Annotated in this window: 13 protein-coding genes; 1 reads left to right on the top strand and 12 read right to left on the bottom strand. The window is 63.9% G+C overall.

Annotated features, from left to right (window positions below; translation table 11 throughout):
• Positions 1-73: 73 nt before the first annotated feature.
• From L1P09_RS05385 to L1P09_RS05360, 6 genes are all read right to left on the bottom strand, one after another.
• Complete coding sequence (locus tag L1P09_RS05385) at positions 74-712, bottom strand: protein-L-isoaspartate(D-aspartate) O-methyltransferase (RefSeq protein WP_009686062.1); 639 nt, start codon at positions 710-712, stop codon at positions 74-76.
• A gap of 35 nt (positions 713-747) precedes the next feature.
• On the bottom strand, positions 748-1,497 hold the full coding sequence (gene surE, locus L1P09_RS05380; RefSeq protein WP_009686063.1) for a 5'/3'-nucleotidase SurE: 750 nt from the start codon (positions 1,495-1,497) through the stop codon (positions 748-750).
• The gene (gene truD, locus L1P09_RS05375; RefSeq protein ID WP_154211911.1) at positions 1,485-2,543 is read right to left on the bottom strand and encodes a tRNA pseudouridine(13) synthase TruD; all 1,059 of its coding nucleotides are present in this window, start codon (positions 2,541-2,543) and stop codon (positions 1,485-1,487) included. Before truD ends, surE begins: the two co-directional genes overlap by 13 nt.
• A complete protein-coding gene (gene ispF / locus L1P09_RS05370) occupies positions 2,540-3,013 on the bottom strand; it encodes a 2-C-methyl-D-erythritol 2,4-cyclodiphosphate synthase (protein WP_154211912.1) in 474 nt (157 codons plus the stop codon). Before ispF ends, truD begins: the two co-directional genes overlap by 4 nt.
• A 150-nt stretch (positions 3,014-3,163) precedes the next feature.
• Positions 3,164-4,018: an S-formylglutathione hydrolase gene (gene fghA / locus L1P09_RS05365; protein WP_029887672.1), complete on the bottom strand. Its 855-nt coding sequence runs from the start codon at positions 4,016-4,018 to the stop codon at positions 3,164-3,166.
• Positions 4,019-4,026: 8 nt separating this feature from the next.
• The gene (locus L1P09_RS05360) at positions 4,027-5,139 is read right to left on the bottom strand and encodes an S-(hydroxymethyl)glutathione dehydrogenase/class III alcohol dehydrogenase (protein ID WP_009686067.1); all 1,113 of its coding nucleotides are present in this window, start codon (positions 5,137-5,139) and stop codon (positions 4,027-4,029) included.
• A 106-nt stretch (positions 5,140-5,245) separates the two neighbouring features.
• On the opposite strand from L1P09_RS05360, the gene L1P09_RS05355 reads away from it, so the two are divergent.
• On the top strand, positions 5,246-6,142 hold the full coding sequence (locus tag L1P09_RS05355; RefSeq protein ID WP_029887673.1) for a LysR substrate-binding domain-containing protein: 897 nt from the start codon (positions 5,246-5,248) through the stop codon (positions 6,140-6,142).
• 432 nt (positions 6,143-6,574) lie between these two features.
• On the opposite strand, the gene ispD is transcribed toward L1P09_RS05355, so the two are convergent.
• The 6 genes from ispD to L1P09_RS05325 all read right to left on the bottom strand — a co-directional run bounded on the left by ispD (position 6,575) and on the right by L1P09_RS05325 (position 13,475).
• On the bottom strand, positions 6,575-7,282 hold the full coding sequence (gene ispD, locus L1P09_RS05350) for a 2-C-methyl-D-erythritol 4-phosphate cytidylyltransferase (RefSeq protein ID WP_009686931.1): 708 nt from the start codon (positions 7,280-7,282) through the stop codon (positions 6,575-6,577).
• Positions 7,279-7,560, bottom strand: coding sequence for a cell division protein FtsB (gene ftsB / locus L1P09_RS05345; protein WP_009686932.1), 282 nt, complete (start codon positions 7,558-7,560; stop codon positions 7,279-7,281). The genes ispD and ftsB overlap by 4 nt, the downstream gene beginning before the upstream one ends.
• A gap of 163 nt (positions 7,561-7,723) precedes the next feature.
• Positions 7,724-9,013 carry a phosphopyruvate hydratase gene (gene eno, locus L1P09_RS05340; protein WP_029886974.1) on the bottom strand — a complete coding sequence of 430 codons (1,290 nt, stop codon included), beginning with the start codon at positions 9,011-9,013 and terminating at the stop codon, positions 7,724-7,726.
• 200 nt (positions 9,014-9,213) lie between these two features.
• A complete protein-coding gene (locus L1P09_RS05335; protein WP_012270851.1) occupies positions 9,214-10,842 on the bottom strand; it encodes a CTP synthase in 1,629 nt (542 codons plus the stop codon).
• A 268-nt stretch (positions 10,843-11,110) separates the two neighbouring features.
• Entirely contained in the window at positions 11,111-12,394 is a 1,284-nt protein-coding gene (gene tilS, locus L1P09_RS05330) for a tRNA lysidine(34) synthetase TilS (protein ID WP_235768558.1), read from the bottom strand.
• A 133-nt stretch (positions 12,395-12,527) separates the two neighbouring features.
• Entirely contained in the window at positions 12,528-13,475 is a 948-nt protein-coding gene (locus L1P09_RS05325) for an acetyl-CoA carboxylase carboxyltransferase subunit alpha (protein WP_009686937.1), read from the bottom strand.
• Between the last annotated feature and the right edge of the window lie 78 nt (positions 13,476-13,553).

The following is a 13,553-nucleotide window of genomic DNA, read 5'->3' as shown; positions in this document are numbered from 1 at the left end:
CCTGATAGACAGGGCGGCGCCGCGAGAATTCGCCGCCCACGCAAAAATACCCCGGGCCGCGCACCAGTGCTGCTCAGGCCAGCGGCCCGTTCAGCAACGGGACAAAACGCACCGCACCGAGTACGCGACGCGAGAAGCCATGCTCTTCGCGGACGATCAGCATCAATTGCTGCGCTTCGCCCGCAGGCCCTACCGGTATGACCAGCCGGCCACCGGGAGCCAGTTGGTCAAGCAGCGCCTGGGGCACTTCCGGTGCCACGGCAGTGACGATAATGCCGTTGTACGGTGCCAGCGCCGGCCAGCCCTCGCACCCGTCGCCCCAGCGGAACACCACGTTGCGCAGGTTCAGCTCCAGTAAACGCTCCTTGGCACGGTCTTGCAGCACCTTGATGCGCTCCACCGAGAATACCCGCTCGACCAACTGCGCCAGCACCGCCGTCTGGTAGCCGGACCCGGTGCCGATCTCCAGCACCTTGTCCAGCGGCCCGGCTTCAAGCAGCAACTCGCTCATGTGGGCAACCATGAATGGCTGCGAGATGGTCTGGTTGTGGCCGATTGGCAGTGCGGTGTCTTCGTAGGCGCGGTGCGCCAGCGCTTCGTCGACGAACAGGTGGCGCGGGGTGCGGCGGATCACGTCGAGCACCTGGGTGTTCGAGACGCCCTCTTCGCACAGGCGCTGGATCAGCCGCTCCCGGGTCCGTTGGGAGGTCATGCCGATGCCCCGCCGCAGCATATCGTCCTCGCGCATCAGAGCAGGCCCTCCAGCCAACCATCGAGCTGCTCGAAGGCATCACTGAAGGTGCGGTCGAGTTGCAGCGGGGTGATCGACACGTAACCCTGCATCACCGCATGGAAGTCGGTGCCTGGGCCGCCGTCCTCGGCATCGCCGGCAACGGCGATCCAGTAGCCTTCCTTGCCGCGCGGGTTGACCACCTTCGTTGGCGCGGCAGCCCGCGCGCGGTGCCCCAGGCGGGTCAGCTGGATGCCGCGGATGTGCGCCAGCGGCAGGTTGGGAATGTTGACGTTGAGCACGGTACGCGGGGGCAGTGCCAGGCGCGACTGCGCCTCGACCAGGCGCCGGGCGATATGCGCAGCGGTCGGCAGGTTGTCGGGCTGGCGCGAGAGCAGCGAGAACGCCAGCGACGTCCCCCCAAGGAAGCGCCCCTCCAGCGCCGCGGCGACCGTACCCGAATACAGTACGTCGTCCCCCAGGTTGGCACCCAGGTTGATCCCCGACACGACCATGTCCGGGGTGTACGGCAACAGCCCGTTGAGCCCCAGGTGCACGCAGTCGGTCGGCGTACCGTTGAGGCTGATGAAGCCGTTGGCCAAGGTCTGCGGGTGCAGGGGCCGGTCCAGCGTCAGCGAACTGCTGGCGCCGCTCTTGTCTTGCTCCGGGGCAATTACCGCGCACTCGGCGTAATCCGCCAGCGCAGCGTGCAGCGCGGCGATCCCGGGTGCGGTAACACCGTCGTCGTTCGAAATCAGAATACGCATGGGCTGTCCGTCTGCCCTGCCGACACCAGATCCACGACTTCACGCACCACCACGGTGGCGAAGCATCCGGCCGGCAGGACGAATTCCAGTTGCAGGATATCAGGCTCGGGATAATGCCACGTAAGGCCGCCAATAGGGAGCCGCAGAATACGCCGTTCGTGATCCATGCCCGCCAGGGCCAGCCACTGGCACAGCGCCGGTTGCTGGTCGCCTACGGCATTTTCCAGCTGCGCGGGCGCGGCGGCGGCGGGCGAACCGCCCGCGCCCCACATCGGGCCAGTCGGGTGCAGGTCGAGAATGGCCAGGCGCGGGTCGGTACATTCCGCTTCACCTGCAGGGAAAAAACTGCGGCTGTCGGTGAACGCCAGCAGATCGCCGACCTGAGCCCGGTTCCAGCTGCCGTCGGCGACACGCGCCGCCAGCACCTGGTTGAACAGGTAGCTGCGCCCGGCCGACAGCAGCCGTGAGCGCGTGTTGCGTTGCTCGGGCAAGGCCTTGCGCGCCGCCCACTCCAGGGCGTCATGGACATTGCCACCGCCGTGACCGAAGCGTTGGCTGCCGAAATAGTTGGGCACGCCGTGTTGCTTGAGCAGTTGCAGCCGCGCATCCAGCGCCTGGTGATCGGCGTTCAGCGCGGTCAGGCGCAAGGTGAAGCCGTTGGCCGAATGCGCACCACGCTGCAGCTTGCGCTGGTGGCGCACCTGCTTGAGCACGCGCAGGGTGGCATCTTCGGCGCGTGACAGGTCCGGGTCGGCCTTGCCTGGCAGGTGCAGGCTGAACCACTGGCGGGTCAGCGCCTGGCGGTCCTTCAGCCCGGCATAGCTGATGCTGCGCACCGGCACGCCTGCGGCGCGGGCCAGGCGGCGGGCGGCTTCTTCGGTATTGAGGTCACGCTTTTCGACCCACAACCACAGGTGCTCGCCCTGGCCCGACAACGGGATATCCAACACCTCGTCGACCTGGAAGTCCTCGGCCACTGCCTTGAGCACGGCGGTGCCCAATACTTCGCCCGATGCACGCGGGCCCAGCAGTTGCAGTTCCGTCATGCTGGCAGCAGCAGGGCAACCGAATGCACGGCAATGCCCTCCTCGCGGCCGCAGAAACCGAGTTTTTCGGTGGTAGTGGCCTTGACGTTGACCTGGTCGAGTTCGACTTGCAGATCTTCGGCGATCAACTGCCGCATGGTGTTAACGTGCGGGGCCATTTTCGGCGCCTGGGCGACGATGGTGGCGTCGACGTTGCCGACCTTCCAGCCCTTGGCGTGGACGATGCCCACCACGTGCCGCAACAGCACGCGGCTGTCGGCACCCTTGAACTGTGGGTCGGTGTCGGGGAAGTGCTTGCCGATGTCACCCAGCGCTGCAGCGCCAAGCAAGGCATCGCTCAGGGCGTGCAGCAGCACGTCGCCGTCGGAATGGGCCAGCAGGCCGAATGTGTGCGGGATACGCACCCCGCCCAAGGTAATGAAATCACCGTCGCAGAAACGATGCACATCGTAGCCGTGGCCAATACGCATAAGAAAACGCCCTGAATGAGTCAGGGCGTGATTCTACCTGCTTTGGCTGCCATTGGGGCTGGAGGTGATCGCCTCAAGATTTTTAGCGCCCATGCGATCGAGCGCCGCCCGCGCGGCGCTCGATCTCACAGCCCCCGAAAAAGCAAAGCCCTACACCCGCCCCAGCGCCACCGCATGGTGGCGCAGGTGCTCTTCGATGAAGCTGGCAATGAAGTAGTAGCTGTGGTCATAGCCTGGCTGCAGGCGCAGGGTCAGCTCGTGGCCACCCTTGCGTGCTGCCTGCTCCAGCGCTTCAGGTTTGAGTTGCTTTTCGAGGAAGTCGTCACGGTCGCCCTGGTCCACCAGCAACGGTGGGCACTCGCCAGCGGCCGTCTCGGCCAGCAGTACGCTGGCATCCCACTCACGCCAGCGCGCGCGGTCGTCACCCAGGTAGCGGCTGAAGGCTTTCTCGCCCCACGGGCAATCCATGGGGTTGCTGATCGGCGAAAACGCCGACACCGAGCGATAACGCCCCGGGTTGCGCAAAGCGCACACCAGCGCACCGTGCCCACCCATGGAATGGCCGCTGATGCTGCGCTCGGCCGAGGCCGGGAAATGCGCCTCGATCAACGCCGGCAGCTCCTCTACCACATAGTCATGCATGCGGTAGTGCTTGGCCCAAGGCTGCTGGGTGGCATTGAGGTAGAAGCCGGCCCCCAGGCCAAAGTCCCAGGCGCCGTCCGGGTCGCCAGGCACCTGCTCGCCACGCGGGCTGGTGTCCGGCGCAACGATGATCAACCCCAGTTCGGCAGCCAGGCGCTGGGCGCCGGCCTTCTGCATGAAGTTTTCGTCGGTACAGGTCAGGCCGCTCAGCCAGTACAGCACCGGCAGCTTGGCACCCTGCTCGGCCTGTGGCGGCAGGTACACGGCGAACACCATGTCGCAACCCAGCACGCTGGAATGGTGCCGGTAGCGCTTGTGCCAGCCGCCGAAGCTTTTCTGGCAAGAGATGTTATCCAGGCTCATGGCGCACCTCAGAAGTGGATGACGCTGCGAATGCTCTTGCCTTCATGCATCAGGTCGAAGGCCTTGTTGATGTCTTCCAGGCCCATGGTGTGGGTGATGAACGTATCCAGCGGAATCTCGCCTTTCTCGGACATTTCCACGTAGCTCGGCAACTCGCTGCGGCCACGCACGCCACCGAACGCAGAGCCACGCCAGACCCGGCCGGTCACCAGCTGGAACGGCCGGGTAGCGATTTCCTGGCCGGCACCGGCCACGCCGATGATCACCGACTCGCCCCACCCTTTGTGGCAGCATTCCAGGGCAGCACGCATCAGTTGCACGTTACCGATACATTCGAAGGAGAAGTCCACGCCACCGTCGGTCAGGTCGACAATCACTTCCTGGATCGGGCGGTCGTAGTCTTTCGGGTTGATGCAGTCGGTGGCGCCCAGTTGACGGGCGATCTCGAACTTGGCCGGGTTGATGTCGATGGCGATGATGCGCGAGGCCTTGGCCTTCACCGCACCGATCACTGCCGACAGGCCGATGCCGCCGAGGCCGAAGATGGCCACGGTGTCACCCGGCTTGACCTTGGCGGTGTTGAGCACGGCACCGATACCGGTAGTCACGCCGCAGCCCAGCAGGCAGACCTTTTCCAGAGGGGCTTCTTTCTGGATCTTGGCCACCGAGATTTCCGGCAACACCGTGTACTCGGAGAAGGTCGAGGTGCCCATGTAGTGGAACAGTTGCTGGCCTTTGTAGGAGAAGCGCGTGGTGCCGTCCGGCATCAGGCCCTTGCCTTGGGTAGCACGGATCGCCTGGCACAGGTTGGTCTTGCCCGACAGGCAGAACTTGCACTTGCCGCATTCCGGGGTGTACAGCGGGATCACGTGGTCGCCCACGGCCAGCGAGGTCACGCCCTCGCCTACGGCTTCGACGATCGCACCGCCTTCATGGCCAAGAATGGATGGGAAGATGCCCTCCGGGTCGGCACCCGACAGGGTGTAGGCGTCGGTGTGGCAGACACCGCTGGCGACCACGCGCAGCAGCACTTCACCGGCCTTGGGCATGGCCACGTCGACTTCGACGATTTCCAGGGGTTTCTTGGCTTCGAAGGCTACAGCAGCACGGGACTTGATCATCGAGTGTCTCCAGACAGGGTGTCAGTTCAGACCACCAGTGTAATTCACTGACTTTTGATGAATAATCCAGGCAAAGACAAAACATTATTGCTGTGCAGGGATAATCATGAACAACCGCTGGGAAGGCATCGATGAATTCGTGGCTGTCGCCGAATCGGGGCAGTTCACGGCTGCCGCCGAGCGCCTGGGGGTTTCGTCGTCACACATCAGCCGGCAGATCGCCCGGCTGGAAGAACGCTTGCAGACCCGCCTGCTGTACCGCAGTACCCGCCGCGTGACCTTGAGTGAAGCCGGGCAGACCTTTCTGCAGCATTGCCAGCGCCTGCAGGATGGCCGTGAAGAAGCCCTGCGCGCCATGGGTGACCTGGCCAGCGAGCCCAAGGGCCTGCTGCGCATGACCTGCGCGGTGGCCTATGGCGAGCGCTTCATCGTGCCGTTGGTCACACGCTTCATGGCGTTGTACCCCCAGTTGCGCGTGGATGTGGAGTTGAACAACCACACCCTTGACCTGCTGCATGAAGGCATGGACCTGGCCATCCGCCTGGGCAGGCTGGCCGATTCGCGACTGGTGGCGACCCGCCTGGCGCCGCGGCGCATGTACCTGTGCGCATCGCCAGCCTATCTGGAGCGTTATGGCCGGCCGCACAGCCTGTCGGAACTGGCGCGGCACAATTGCCTGATCGGCAGCTCGGATGCGTGGGCACTGCAGCAGGACGGCCGCGAGATCAGCCAGCGGGTGCAGGGCAACTGGCGTTGCAACAGTGGTCAGGCGGTTCTGGATGCAGCCTTGCAAGGCATGGGCCTGTGCCAGTTGCCGGACTATTACGTGCTGGAGCACCTGCACAGCGGCGCACTGGTGTCGTTGCTGGAGGGGCACCAACCGCCCAATACCGCGGTTTGGGCGCTGTACCCGCAACAGCGGCACCTGTCGCCGAAGGTGCGGCGGTTGGTGGACTATCTAAAGGAAGGGTTGGCGGGGTTGCCGGAGTATCGCGGGGCCTGATTGCAAAGGGGTCCGCTGCGCGGCCCAATCGCCGGCAAGCCAGCTCCCACAGGGATCGCATCAGGGCTGACAGGTGTTTGTCAGAAGATATCCAGCGCCTGTGAGATCGAGCGCCGCCCGCGCGGCGCAATCGCGAGCTGCGCTCGCTCCTACGTTTGTTTCGGGCCAATTATTCCTGTGGGATTCGCGCGCGAACGCCTTGGTGCATGCCTCAATATCGCGCCGTACAAACAAGGCGGCCGCGCGCGCCTGTCACAGGCGTTACTGGCCCGAAACAAACGTAGGAGCGAGCGCAGCTCGCGATTGCGCCGCGCGGGCGGCGCTCGATCTCACAGGCACTGCATATCTTGTGACAAACACCTATCAGCCCTGATGCGATCCCTGTGGGAGTTGGCTTGCCTGCGAATGGGCCGCGCAGCGGACCCGGCGATCTCAGCGTCGACCTGCCCAGCGCTGGCGCAACCACTCCAGGTCTTCCGGCCGGGTCACCTTGATGTTGTCGCTGCGCCCTTCGACCAGCCGCGGCGCCTGCCCGGACCATTCGATGGCAGAAGCTTCATCGGTTACGACGACATCCGAGACCAAACACTCGGCCAGCGCCCGGTGCAACGCCCCCAGGCGGAACATCTGCGGCGTGTAGGCCTGCCAGATGGTGCTGCGGTCAACGGTGGCGCTGACCCGGCCTTTGCCATCGGCACGTTTGAGCGTGTCGCGCGCCGGCACCGCCAGCAGGCCACCCACCGGGTCATCCGCCAACTCAGCCAGCAGCTTGTCCAGGTCGCTACGCGCCAGGTTGGGCCGCGCAGCATCGTGCACCAGCACCCAGTCGCTGTCCGCCGCCCCTTGGGCATGCAGCAGCAGCAAGGCATTGAGTACCGAATCGGCGCGCTCGCGCCCGCCCGCCGCGCGCTGGATACGCGGGTCGCTGGCACAGCCCAGGGCAGGCCAGTAAGGGTCGTGTTCGGCAATGCTGACCACCACGCCGTTAAGCGTCGGGTGGCCAAGAAAACAGTCGAGGCTGTGCTCGAGAAGGGTCTGCCCTGCCAGCTCCAGATACTGCTTGGGGCGGTCGGCAGCCATGCGGGCGCCTACGCCCGCCGCTGGAATCACGGCCCAGAAGGCCGGTAAGGTATCGATCATTTCTGTGGCAACTGGAAGAGGGTTTCACCCTCCTTGACCATCCCCAATTCATGGCGAGCCCGCTCTTCAACGGTCTCCATGCCTTTTTTCAGCTCCAGCACTTCAGCATCGAGCACGCGATTACGCTCCAGCAGGCGCTCGTTTTCGGCGTGCTGCTCAGCGATCTGCTGCTTCAGCTCGGTCACTTGCGCCAGGCTGCCATTGCCGACCCACAGACGATACTGCAGGCCACCCAGCAGCAGGAGCAGAATAAGGAACACCCAATAGGGACTGCGCATCACGTTATCCAGGTCAAAAAGGCTGCCGCGCATTTTACGGGAGCTCGAATAGCACGAAGCCTGGCCGAGGCCAGGCTTCGTTGACAGAAACCCGTTGGGAAGAAGGAAAGTTCAGTAAGAACGTTCCTACAACTCCGGCTGCTGCCTTTTTACCATCTCTTGCTTAGCCGCGAAACTCGGCACGACCACGGTAAACCGCTTTGGCGCCCAGTTGCTCTTCGATACGCAGCAGTTGGTTGTACTTGGATACGCGGTCGGAACGGCACAGCGAACCGGTCTTGATCTGGCCCGCAGCGGTACCTACGGCCAGGTCGGCAATGGTCGAGTCTTCGGTTTCACCGGAACGGTGCGAAATCACCGCGGTGTAGCCGGCAGCCTTGGCCATCTGGATGGCTTCGAGGGTTTCGGTCAGCGAGCCGATCTGGTTGAACTTGATCAGGATCGAGTTACCGATGCCCTTCTCGATGCCTTCCTTGAGGATCTTGGTGTTGGTCACGAACAGGTCGTCGCCAACCAGCTGAACCTTTTCACCGATCTTGTCAGTGAGGATTTTCCAGCCAGCCCAGTCCGACTCGTCCAGGCCATCTTCGATGGAGATGATCGGGAAGCGCTCGGTCAGGCCTTTGAGGTAGTCTGCGAAACCTTCGGCATCGAAGGACTTGCCTTCGCCGGACAGGCTGTACTTCCCGTCTTCGTAGAATTCGGAAGCGGCGCAGTCCAGTGCCAGGGTCACGTCGGTGCCCAGTTTATAGCCGGCTTTTTCGACGGCTTCGGCGATTGCACCCAAGGCATCTTCGTTGGAGGCCAGGTTAGGGGCGAAGCCACCTTCGTCACCCACGGCAGTGTTCAGGCCACGGGCCTTGAGCACAGCCTTGAGGTGGTGGAAGATTTCGGTGCCCATGCGCAGGCCGTCGGAGAAGGTCTTGGCGCCAACCGGCTGAACCATGAACTCCTGGATGTCGACGTTGTTGTCGGCGTGCTCGCCGCCGTTGATGATGTTCATCATCGGAACCGGCATGGAGTACTGGCCTGGGGTGCCGTTCAGGTTGGCGATGTGCGCGTACAGCGGCAGGTCCTGGTCCTGGGCAGCGGCCTTGGCGGCAGCCAGGGAAACAGCCAGGATGGCGTTGGCGCCCAGCTTGGCCTTGTTCTCGGTACCGTCCAGCTCGATCATGGCGCGGTCCAGGGCCTTCTGGTCAGCCGGGTCCTTGCCCAGCAGCAGGTCGCGGATAGGGCCGTTGATGTTGGCGACAGCCTTCAGCACGCCCTTGCCCAGGTAACGGCTCTTGTCGCCATCACGCAGCTCCAGCGCTTCGCGCGAGCCGGTGGAAGCACCGGACGGCGCGCAAGCGCTGCCGATGATGCCGTTGTCGAGCAGTACATCGGCTTCCACGGTGGGGTTGCCACGCGAGTCGAGAACTTCACGACCTTTGATGTCGACGATTTTTGCCATTGTTGTAAGCACTCCAGAATTGACGAAAACAACGCAGCTTTAGGGAATTCTTGCCTTTCACCAGGCAGGGACGCAGCAGGCAGGCCTGGCAAAAGCAACCCCTGACCGAGTGGTCAGGGGTAGATCGGGGCGTACTTTACCCGAGAAATGAGCCTCGCGCGGACTTAACCGTCGGAAAACTCACCAAAGACCCGAAAAAATCAGGCCTTGTTCTTCTGCGCCAGGGCCGCCTTGACGAAGCCGCTGAACAGCGGATGACCGTCACGCGGGGTGGAGGTGAACTCCGGGTGGAACTGGCAGGCAACGAACCATGGGTGGTCCTTGGACTCGACCACTTCGACCAGCGCGCCGTCTTCGGAACGGCCGGAAACCACCAGGCCGGCGTCAACCAGCTGTGGCAGCAGGTTGTTGTTGACCTCGTAACGGTGGCGGTGGCGCTCGGTGATCACGTCCTTGCCATAGCAATCGTGCACCTTGGAGCCGGCCGCCAGTTGGCAGTCCTGTGCACCCAGACGCATGGTGCCGCCCAGGTCGGAGGCCTCGTCACGGGTTTCGACCGCACCGGTGGCGTCGGCCCACTCGGTGATCAGGCCGACGACCGGGTGGCCGCTGTTGCGGTCGAACTCGGTGGAGTTGGCGTCTTTCCAGCCCATGACGTTACGGGCGAATTCGATCACCGCGACCTGCATGCCCAGGCAGATGCCCAGGTACGGCACCTTGTTCTCACGGGCATATTGAACCGCAGTGATCTTGCCTTCCACGCCGCGCAGGCCGAAACCGCCGGGGACCAGGATGGCATCGGCACCCTCGAGCAGGCTGGTGCCCTGGTTCTCGATGTCTTCCGAGTCGATGTAGCGCAGGTTGACCTTGGTACGGTTGGTGATACCGGCGTGGCTCATCGCTTCGATCAGCGACTTGTACGCATCCAGCAGTTCCATGTACTTGCCGACCATGGCGATGGTCACTTCGTGCTCAGGGTTGAGCTTGGCATCGACCACCTTGTCCCACTCGGACAGGTCGGCACCGTTGCATTGCAGGCCGAAGCGCTCGACGACGAAGTCGTCCAGGCCCTGTGCGTGCAGCACACCCGGGATCTTGTAGATGGTGTCGACGTCTTCCAGCGAAATCACCGCACGCTCTTCAACGTTGGTGAACAGCGCGATCTTGCGGCGCGAGGAAGCATCGACCGGGTGGTCGGAACGGCAGATCAGCACGTCTGGCTGCAGGCCGATGGAGCGCAGTTCCTTGACCGAGTGCTGGGTCGGCTTGGTCTTGGTTTCGCCAGCAGTGGCAATGTACGGGACCAGGGTCAGGTGCATCAGCATCGCGCGCTTGGAACCCACTTCGACGCGCAACTGGCGAATGGCCTCGAGGAATGGCTGCGACTCGATGTCGCCCACGGTACCGCCGATTTCCACCAGGGCCACGTCGGCGTCGCCAGCACCCTTGATGATGCGGCGCTTGATTTCGTCGGTGATGTGCGGAATGACCTGGATGGTCGCGCCCAGGTAATCACCACGGCGCTCCTTGCGCAGCACGTGCTCGTAGATACGGCCGGTGGTGAAGTTGTTGTTCTGGGTCATGGTGGTGCGGATGAACCGCTCGTAGTGGCCCAGGTCGAGGTCGGTCTCGGCGCCATCGTGGGTGACGAACACTTCACCATGCTGGAACGGGCTCATCGTGCCCGGGTCGACGTTGATGTACGGATCCAGCTTGAGCATGGTGACCTTCAGGCCCCGCGCTTCCAGGATGGCCGCCAGGGAAGCCGAGGCAATGCCTTTCCCCAATGAAGAAACAACACCGCCCGTGACGAATATGTAGCGCGTCATGAAAAACCCTAGAAGTCTGCGTTAAGGCGGCCAGCGCCGCCGGAGAAAGCGAAGGAAGGCCGAAGCCCCCGATCACCTGCGTCAATCACAGTGCATCTCGAACAACTGCCGCGTCTGTACAGACCAGGGGTATCCCCGGCATGGAGCTCGCTCGTCATTTCAGAATCAGCCCAGCAAAAAACTGCTTGGTAATCGGCAACTCCTGTGTTTTCGCGGAACCCACAGAAGCTGTATCAAGAAGGGAGGGTAGTCTACCCGAATGTACCCTTCAGCTCAAACCTTGCGCGTTCGTCGGTAACTGCCAGTGCAACTGCCAACCCGCCTGCCCCAGCCCGGGCAAATTGGCCACTGCCAGCAGGCGCTCGCCCTGGTACAGCAAGGGCAGGCGCGCACGCAGGAAATGCGGCACCTGCTGCTCGTTGAGCAGGCGTTTGAGGTCGCGCCGGCCGCGCCCGGGCACCTCCAGTATTTCGCCGCCCTCGCGGTAGCCAACCCGCAGCCCGCCCCCCCCCCCTGCGCCAACAAGCCGCACGCTACCGTTGCCCGGCAGTGGCAACGGCACGCCTGGATCCGGCCAGGCCAGCTGACCGGCGGCTGGCTGCAGCCAGTCGCCACTCAGCCACCAGATGCGCCCTTGGCTACGCTGCAACTGCCCGTCGGTCAGCCGCCACACCGGCTGGGCATCGGCGGCGGCATCGCGCAGGTCTGCCCAACCGGCCCAATGGCGGGTATCGGGCAGCCGCGTGCGTTGGCTCAGCCAGTACTGCAAGGCGTTGCGCTGGCGCGCCGGCGACAGCGCCATCAGGGTAGCCAGGTCGAGGGAGGCCAGCCCCGGCCAGGCGGCAGGCGCCCCCTGCTGCGCGGTCACCAGATCGCCCTGGGCCAGTTCGTCGAGCAGGCCCAGCGCCTCGCCCAGATGCTCGGCGGCACGGGCGAAATTCTGGCCAACCTGTGGCCAGCGCTGCTGCAACTGCGGCATCATCTCCCGGCGCAGAAAGTTGCGGGCAAAACGGGTGTCAGCGTTGGAAGGGTCGTCGATCCAGGCGAGCCCGCGGGCCTGCGCATAGGCCTGCAACTGCTGCCGGGCACAGCCCAGCAACGGCCTGACCAGGCTGCCCTGCCCTAGCGGCCGCTGCCCCGGCATGGCCGCCAGGCCACGCAAACCGGCACCGCGCAGCAAGCGCAACAGCAGGGTTTCAGCCTGGTCGTCACAGTGCTGGCCGGTGAACAGAATTTCGCCCGGACCGAGGGTTTGCTGGAAAGCCGCATAGCGGGCGTCGCGGGCCGCCTGTTCCAGGCTGGCGCCGGGGCTGACCTGAACGTGGATTACCTCAAGTGCGATGCCGAGGTTGGCGCAGACGGCCTGGCAATGGGCGGGCCAGGCGTCAGCGGCGGCTTGCAGGCCATGGTGGACATGAACCGCACGCAAGGGCGGCGCTGCGTGGCTGCGGGCGTAGTCGGCCAGCAGGTGCAGGAGGACGGTAGAGTCGAGGCCGCCGGAGAAGGCGATGTACCAGGTGGGGGCGTTGCGCCAGGGGGTGAGGTTGATCATGAAGGCCTCACATGGCTTGAGATCGCCGGGGGTGCTTTGCACTCCATTCGCCGGCAAGCCAGCTCCCACACCATGAGAGCGCGGACTTGCCGGCGAATGGGCCGCAAAGCGGCCCCCGGATCACATCACGGAATCAGAGACCGTAGCTCATCAGGCGCTCGTAACGACGGGCCAGCAGCGCGTCATTGTCGAACTTGCCGAGCATGTCCAGCTGCTGCACCAGGTCAGCGCGGATGCTTTCCGACATCGCAGCCGGGTCACGGTGGGCGCCGCCCAGCGGCTCCTGGATGACCTTGTCGACGATGTTCAGGCTCTTCAGACGCTCGGCGGTAATGCCCATGGCTTCGGCAGCATCGGCAGCCTTGTCGGCGGTCTTCCACAGGATCGAGGCGCAACCTTCTGGCGAGATCACCGAATAGGTGGAGTACTGCAGCATGTTCAGCTGGTCGCAGACACCAATGGCCAGTGCACCGCCCGACCCACCTTCACCGATCACGGTGGCGATGATCGGGGTTTTCAGGCGCGCCATCACCCGCAGGTTCCAGGCGATGGCTTCGCTCTGGTTGCGCTCTTCGGCGTCGATGCCCGGGTAGGCACCCGGGGTGTCGATGAAGGTCAGGATCGGCATCTTGAAGCGCTCGGCCATTTCCATCAGGCGGCAGGCCTTGCGGTAACCTTCAGGGCGCGGCATACCGAAGTTGCGGCGCACCTTTTCGCGTACTTCGCGGCCTTTCTGGTGGCCGATAACCATGACCGGCTTGCCATCCAGGCGCGCAGTGCCGCCGACGATGGCAGCATCATCGGAGAAGTGGCGATCGCCGTGCAGCTCTTCGAACTCGGTGAAGATGTGCTCCAGGTAGTCCAGGGTGTAGGGACGACGTGGGTGACGCGCCAGGCGTGCAATCTGCCAGCTGGTCAGGTTGCCGAAGATGCTTTCGGTCAGGGTGTTGCTCTTGTCTTGCAGACGGGCAATTTCATCGCTGATGTTCAGCGAATTGTCGTTACCCACCAGGCGCAGGCCTTCGATCTTGGCTTGCAGGTCGGCAATCGGCTGTTCGAAATCGAGAAAATTCGGGTTCATAGTCATCCGTCTTGGGTCTACGGCCAGGCGGCCGGCCGGTTGATCCGTTTGGCGCCATACCTTAAGGGATCAGGCGCA

The organism is Pseudomonas juntendi, from assembly GCF_021560075.1.
Taxonomy (GTDB): domain Bacteria; phylum Pseudomonadota; class Gammaproteobacteria; order Pseudomonadales; family Pseudomonadaceae; genus Aquipseudomonas; species Aquipseudomonas juntendi.
The sequence above is the reverse complement of the archived record's forward strand: the minus strand, read 5'-3'. Positions and strand labels throughout refer to the sequence as shown.

Coding starts and splice junctions, on each gene's coding strand:
- surE (WP_009686063.1), bottom strand. CDS start 1,497: ATGCGTATTCTGATTTCGAACGACGACGGTGTTACCGCACCCGGGATC.
- L1P09_RS05360 (WP_009686067.1), bottom strand. CDS start 5,139: ATGATCAAGTCCCGTGCTGCTGTAGCCTTCGAAGCCAAGAAACCCCTG.
- L1P09_RS05335 (WP_012270851.1), bottom strand. CDS start 10,842: ATGACGCGCTACATATTCGTCACGGGCGGTGTTGTTTCTTCATTGGGG.
- fghA (WP_029887672.1), bottom strand. CDS start 4,018: ATGAGCCTGGATAACATCTCTTGCCAGAAAAGCTTCGGCGGCTGGCAC.
- ispF (WP_154211912.1), bottom strand. CDS start 3,013: ATGCGTATTGGCCACGGCTACGATGTGCATCGTTTCTGCGACGGTGAT.
- tilS (WP_235768558.1), bottom strand. CDS start 12,394: ATGATCAACCTCACCCCCTGGCGCAACGCCCCCACCTGGTACATCGCC.
- L1P09_RS05325 (WP_009686937.1), bottom strand. CDS start 13,475: ATGAACCCGAATTTTCTCGATTTCGAACAGCCGATTGCCGACCTGCAA.
- L1P09_RS05385 (WP_009686062.1), bottom strand. CDS start 712: ATGACCTCCCAACGGACCCGGGAGCGGCTGATCCAGCGCCTGTGCGAA.
- ispD (WP_009686931.1), bottom strand. CDS start 7,282: ATGATCGATACCTTACCGGCCTTCTGGGCCGTGATTCCAGCGGCGGGC.
- truD (WP_154211911.1), bottom strand. CDS start 2,543: ATGACGGAACTGCAACTGCTGGGCCCGCGTGCATCGGGCGAAGTATTG.
- eno (WP_029886974.1), bottom strand. CDS start 9,013: ATGGCAAAAATCGTCGACATCAAAGGTCGTGAAGTTCTCGACTCGCGT.
- ftsB (WP_009686932.1), bottom strand. CDS start 7,560: ATGCGCAGTCCCTATTGGGTGTTCCTTATTCTGCTCCTGCTGCTGGGT.
- L1P09_RS05355 (WP_029887673.1), top strand. CDS start 5,246: ATGAACAACCGCTGGGAAGGCATCGATGAATTCGTGGCTGTCGCCGAA.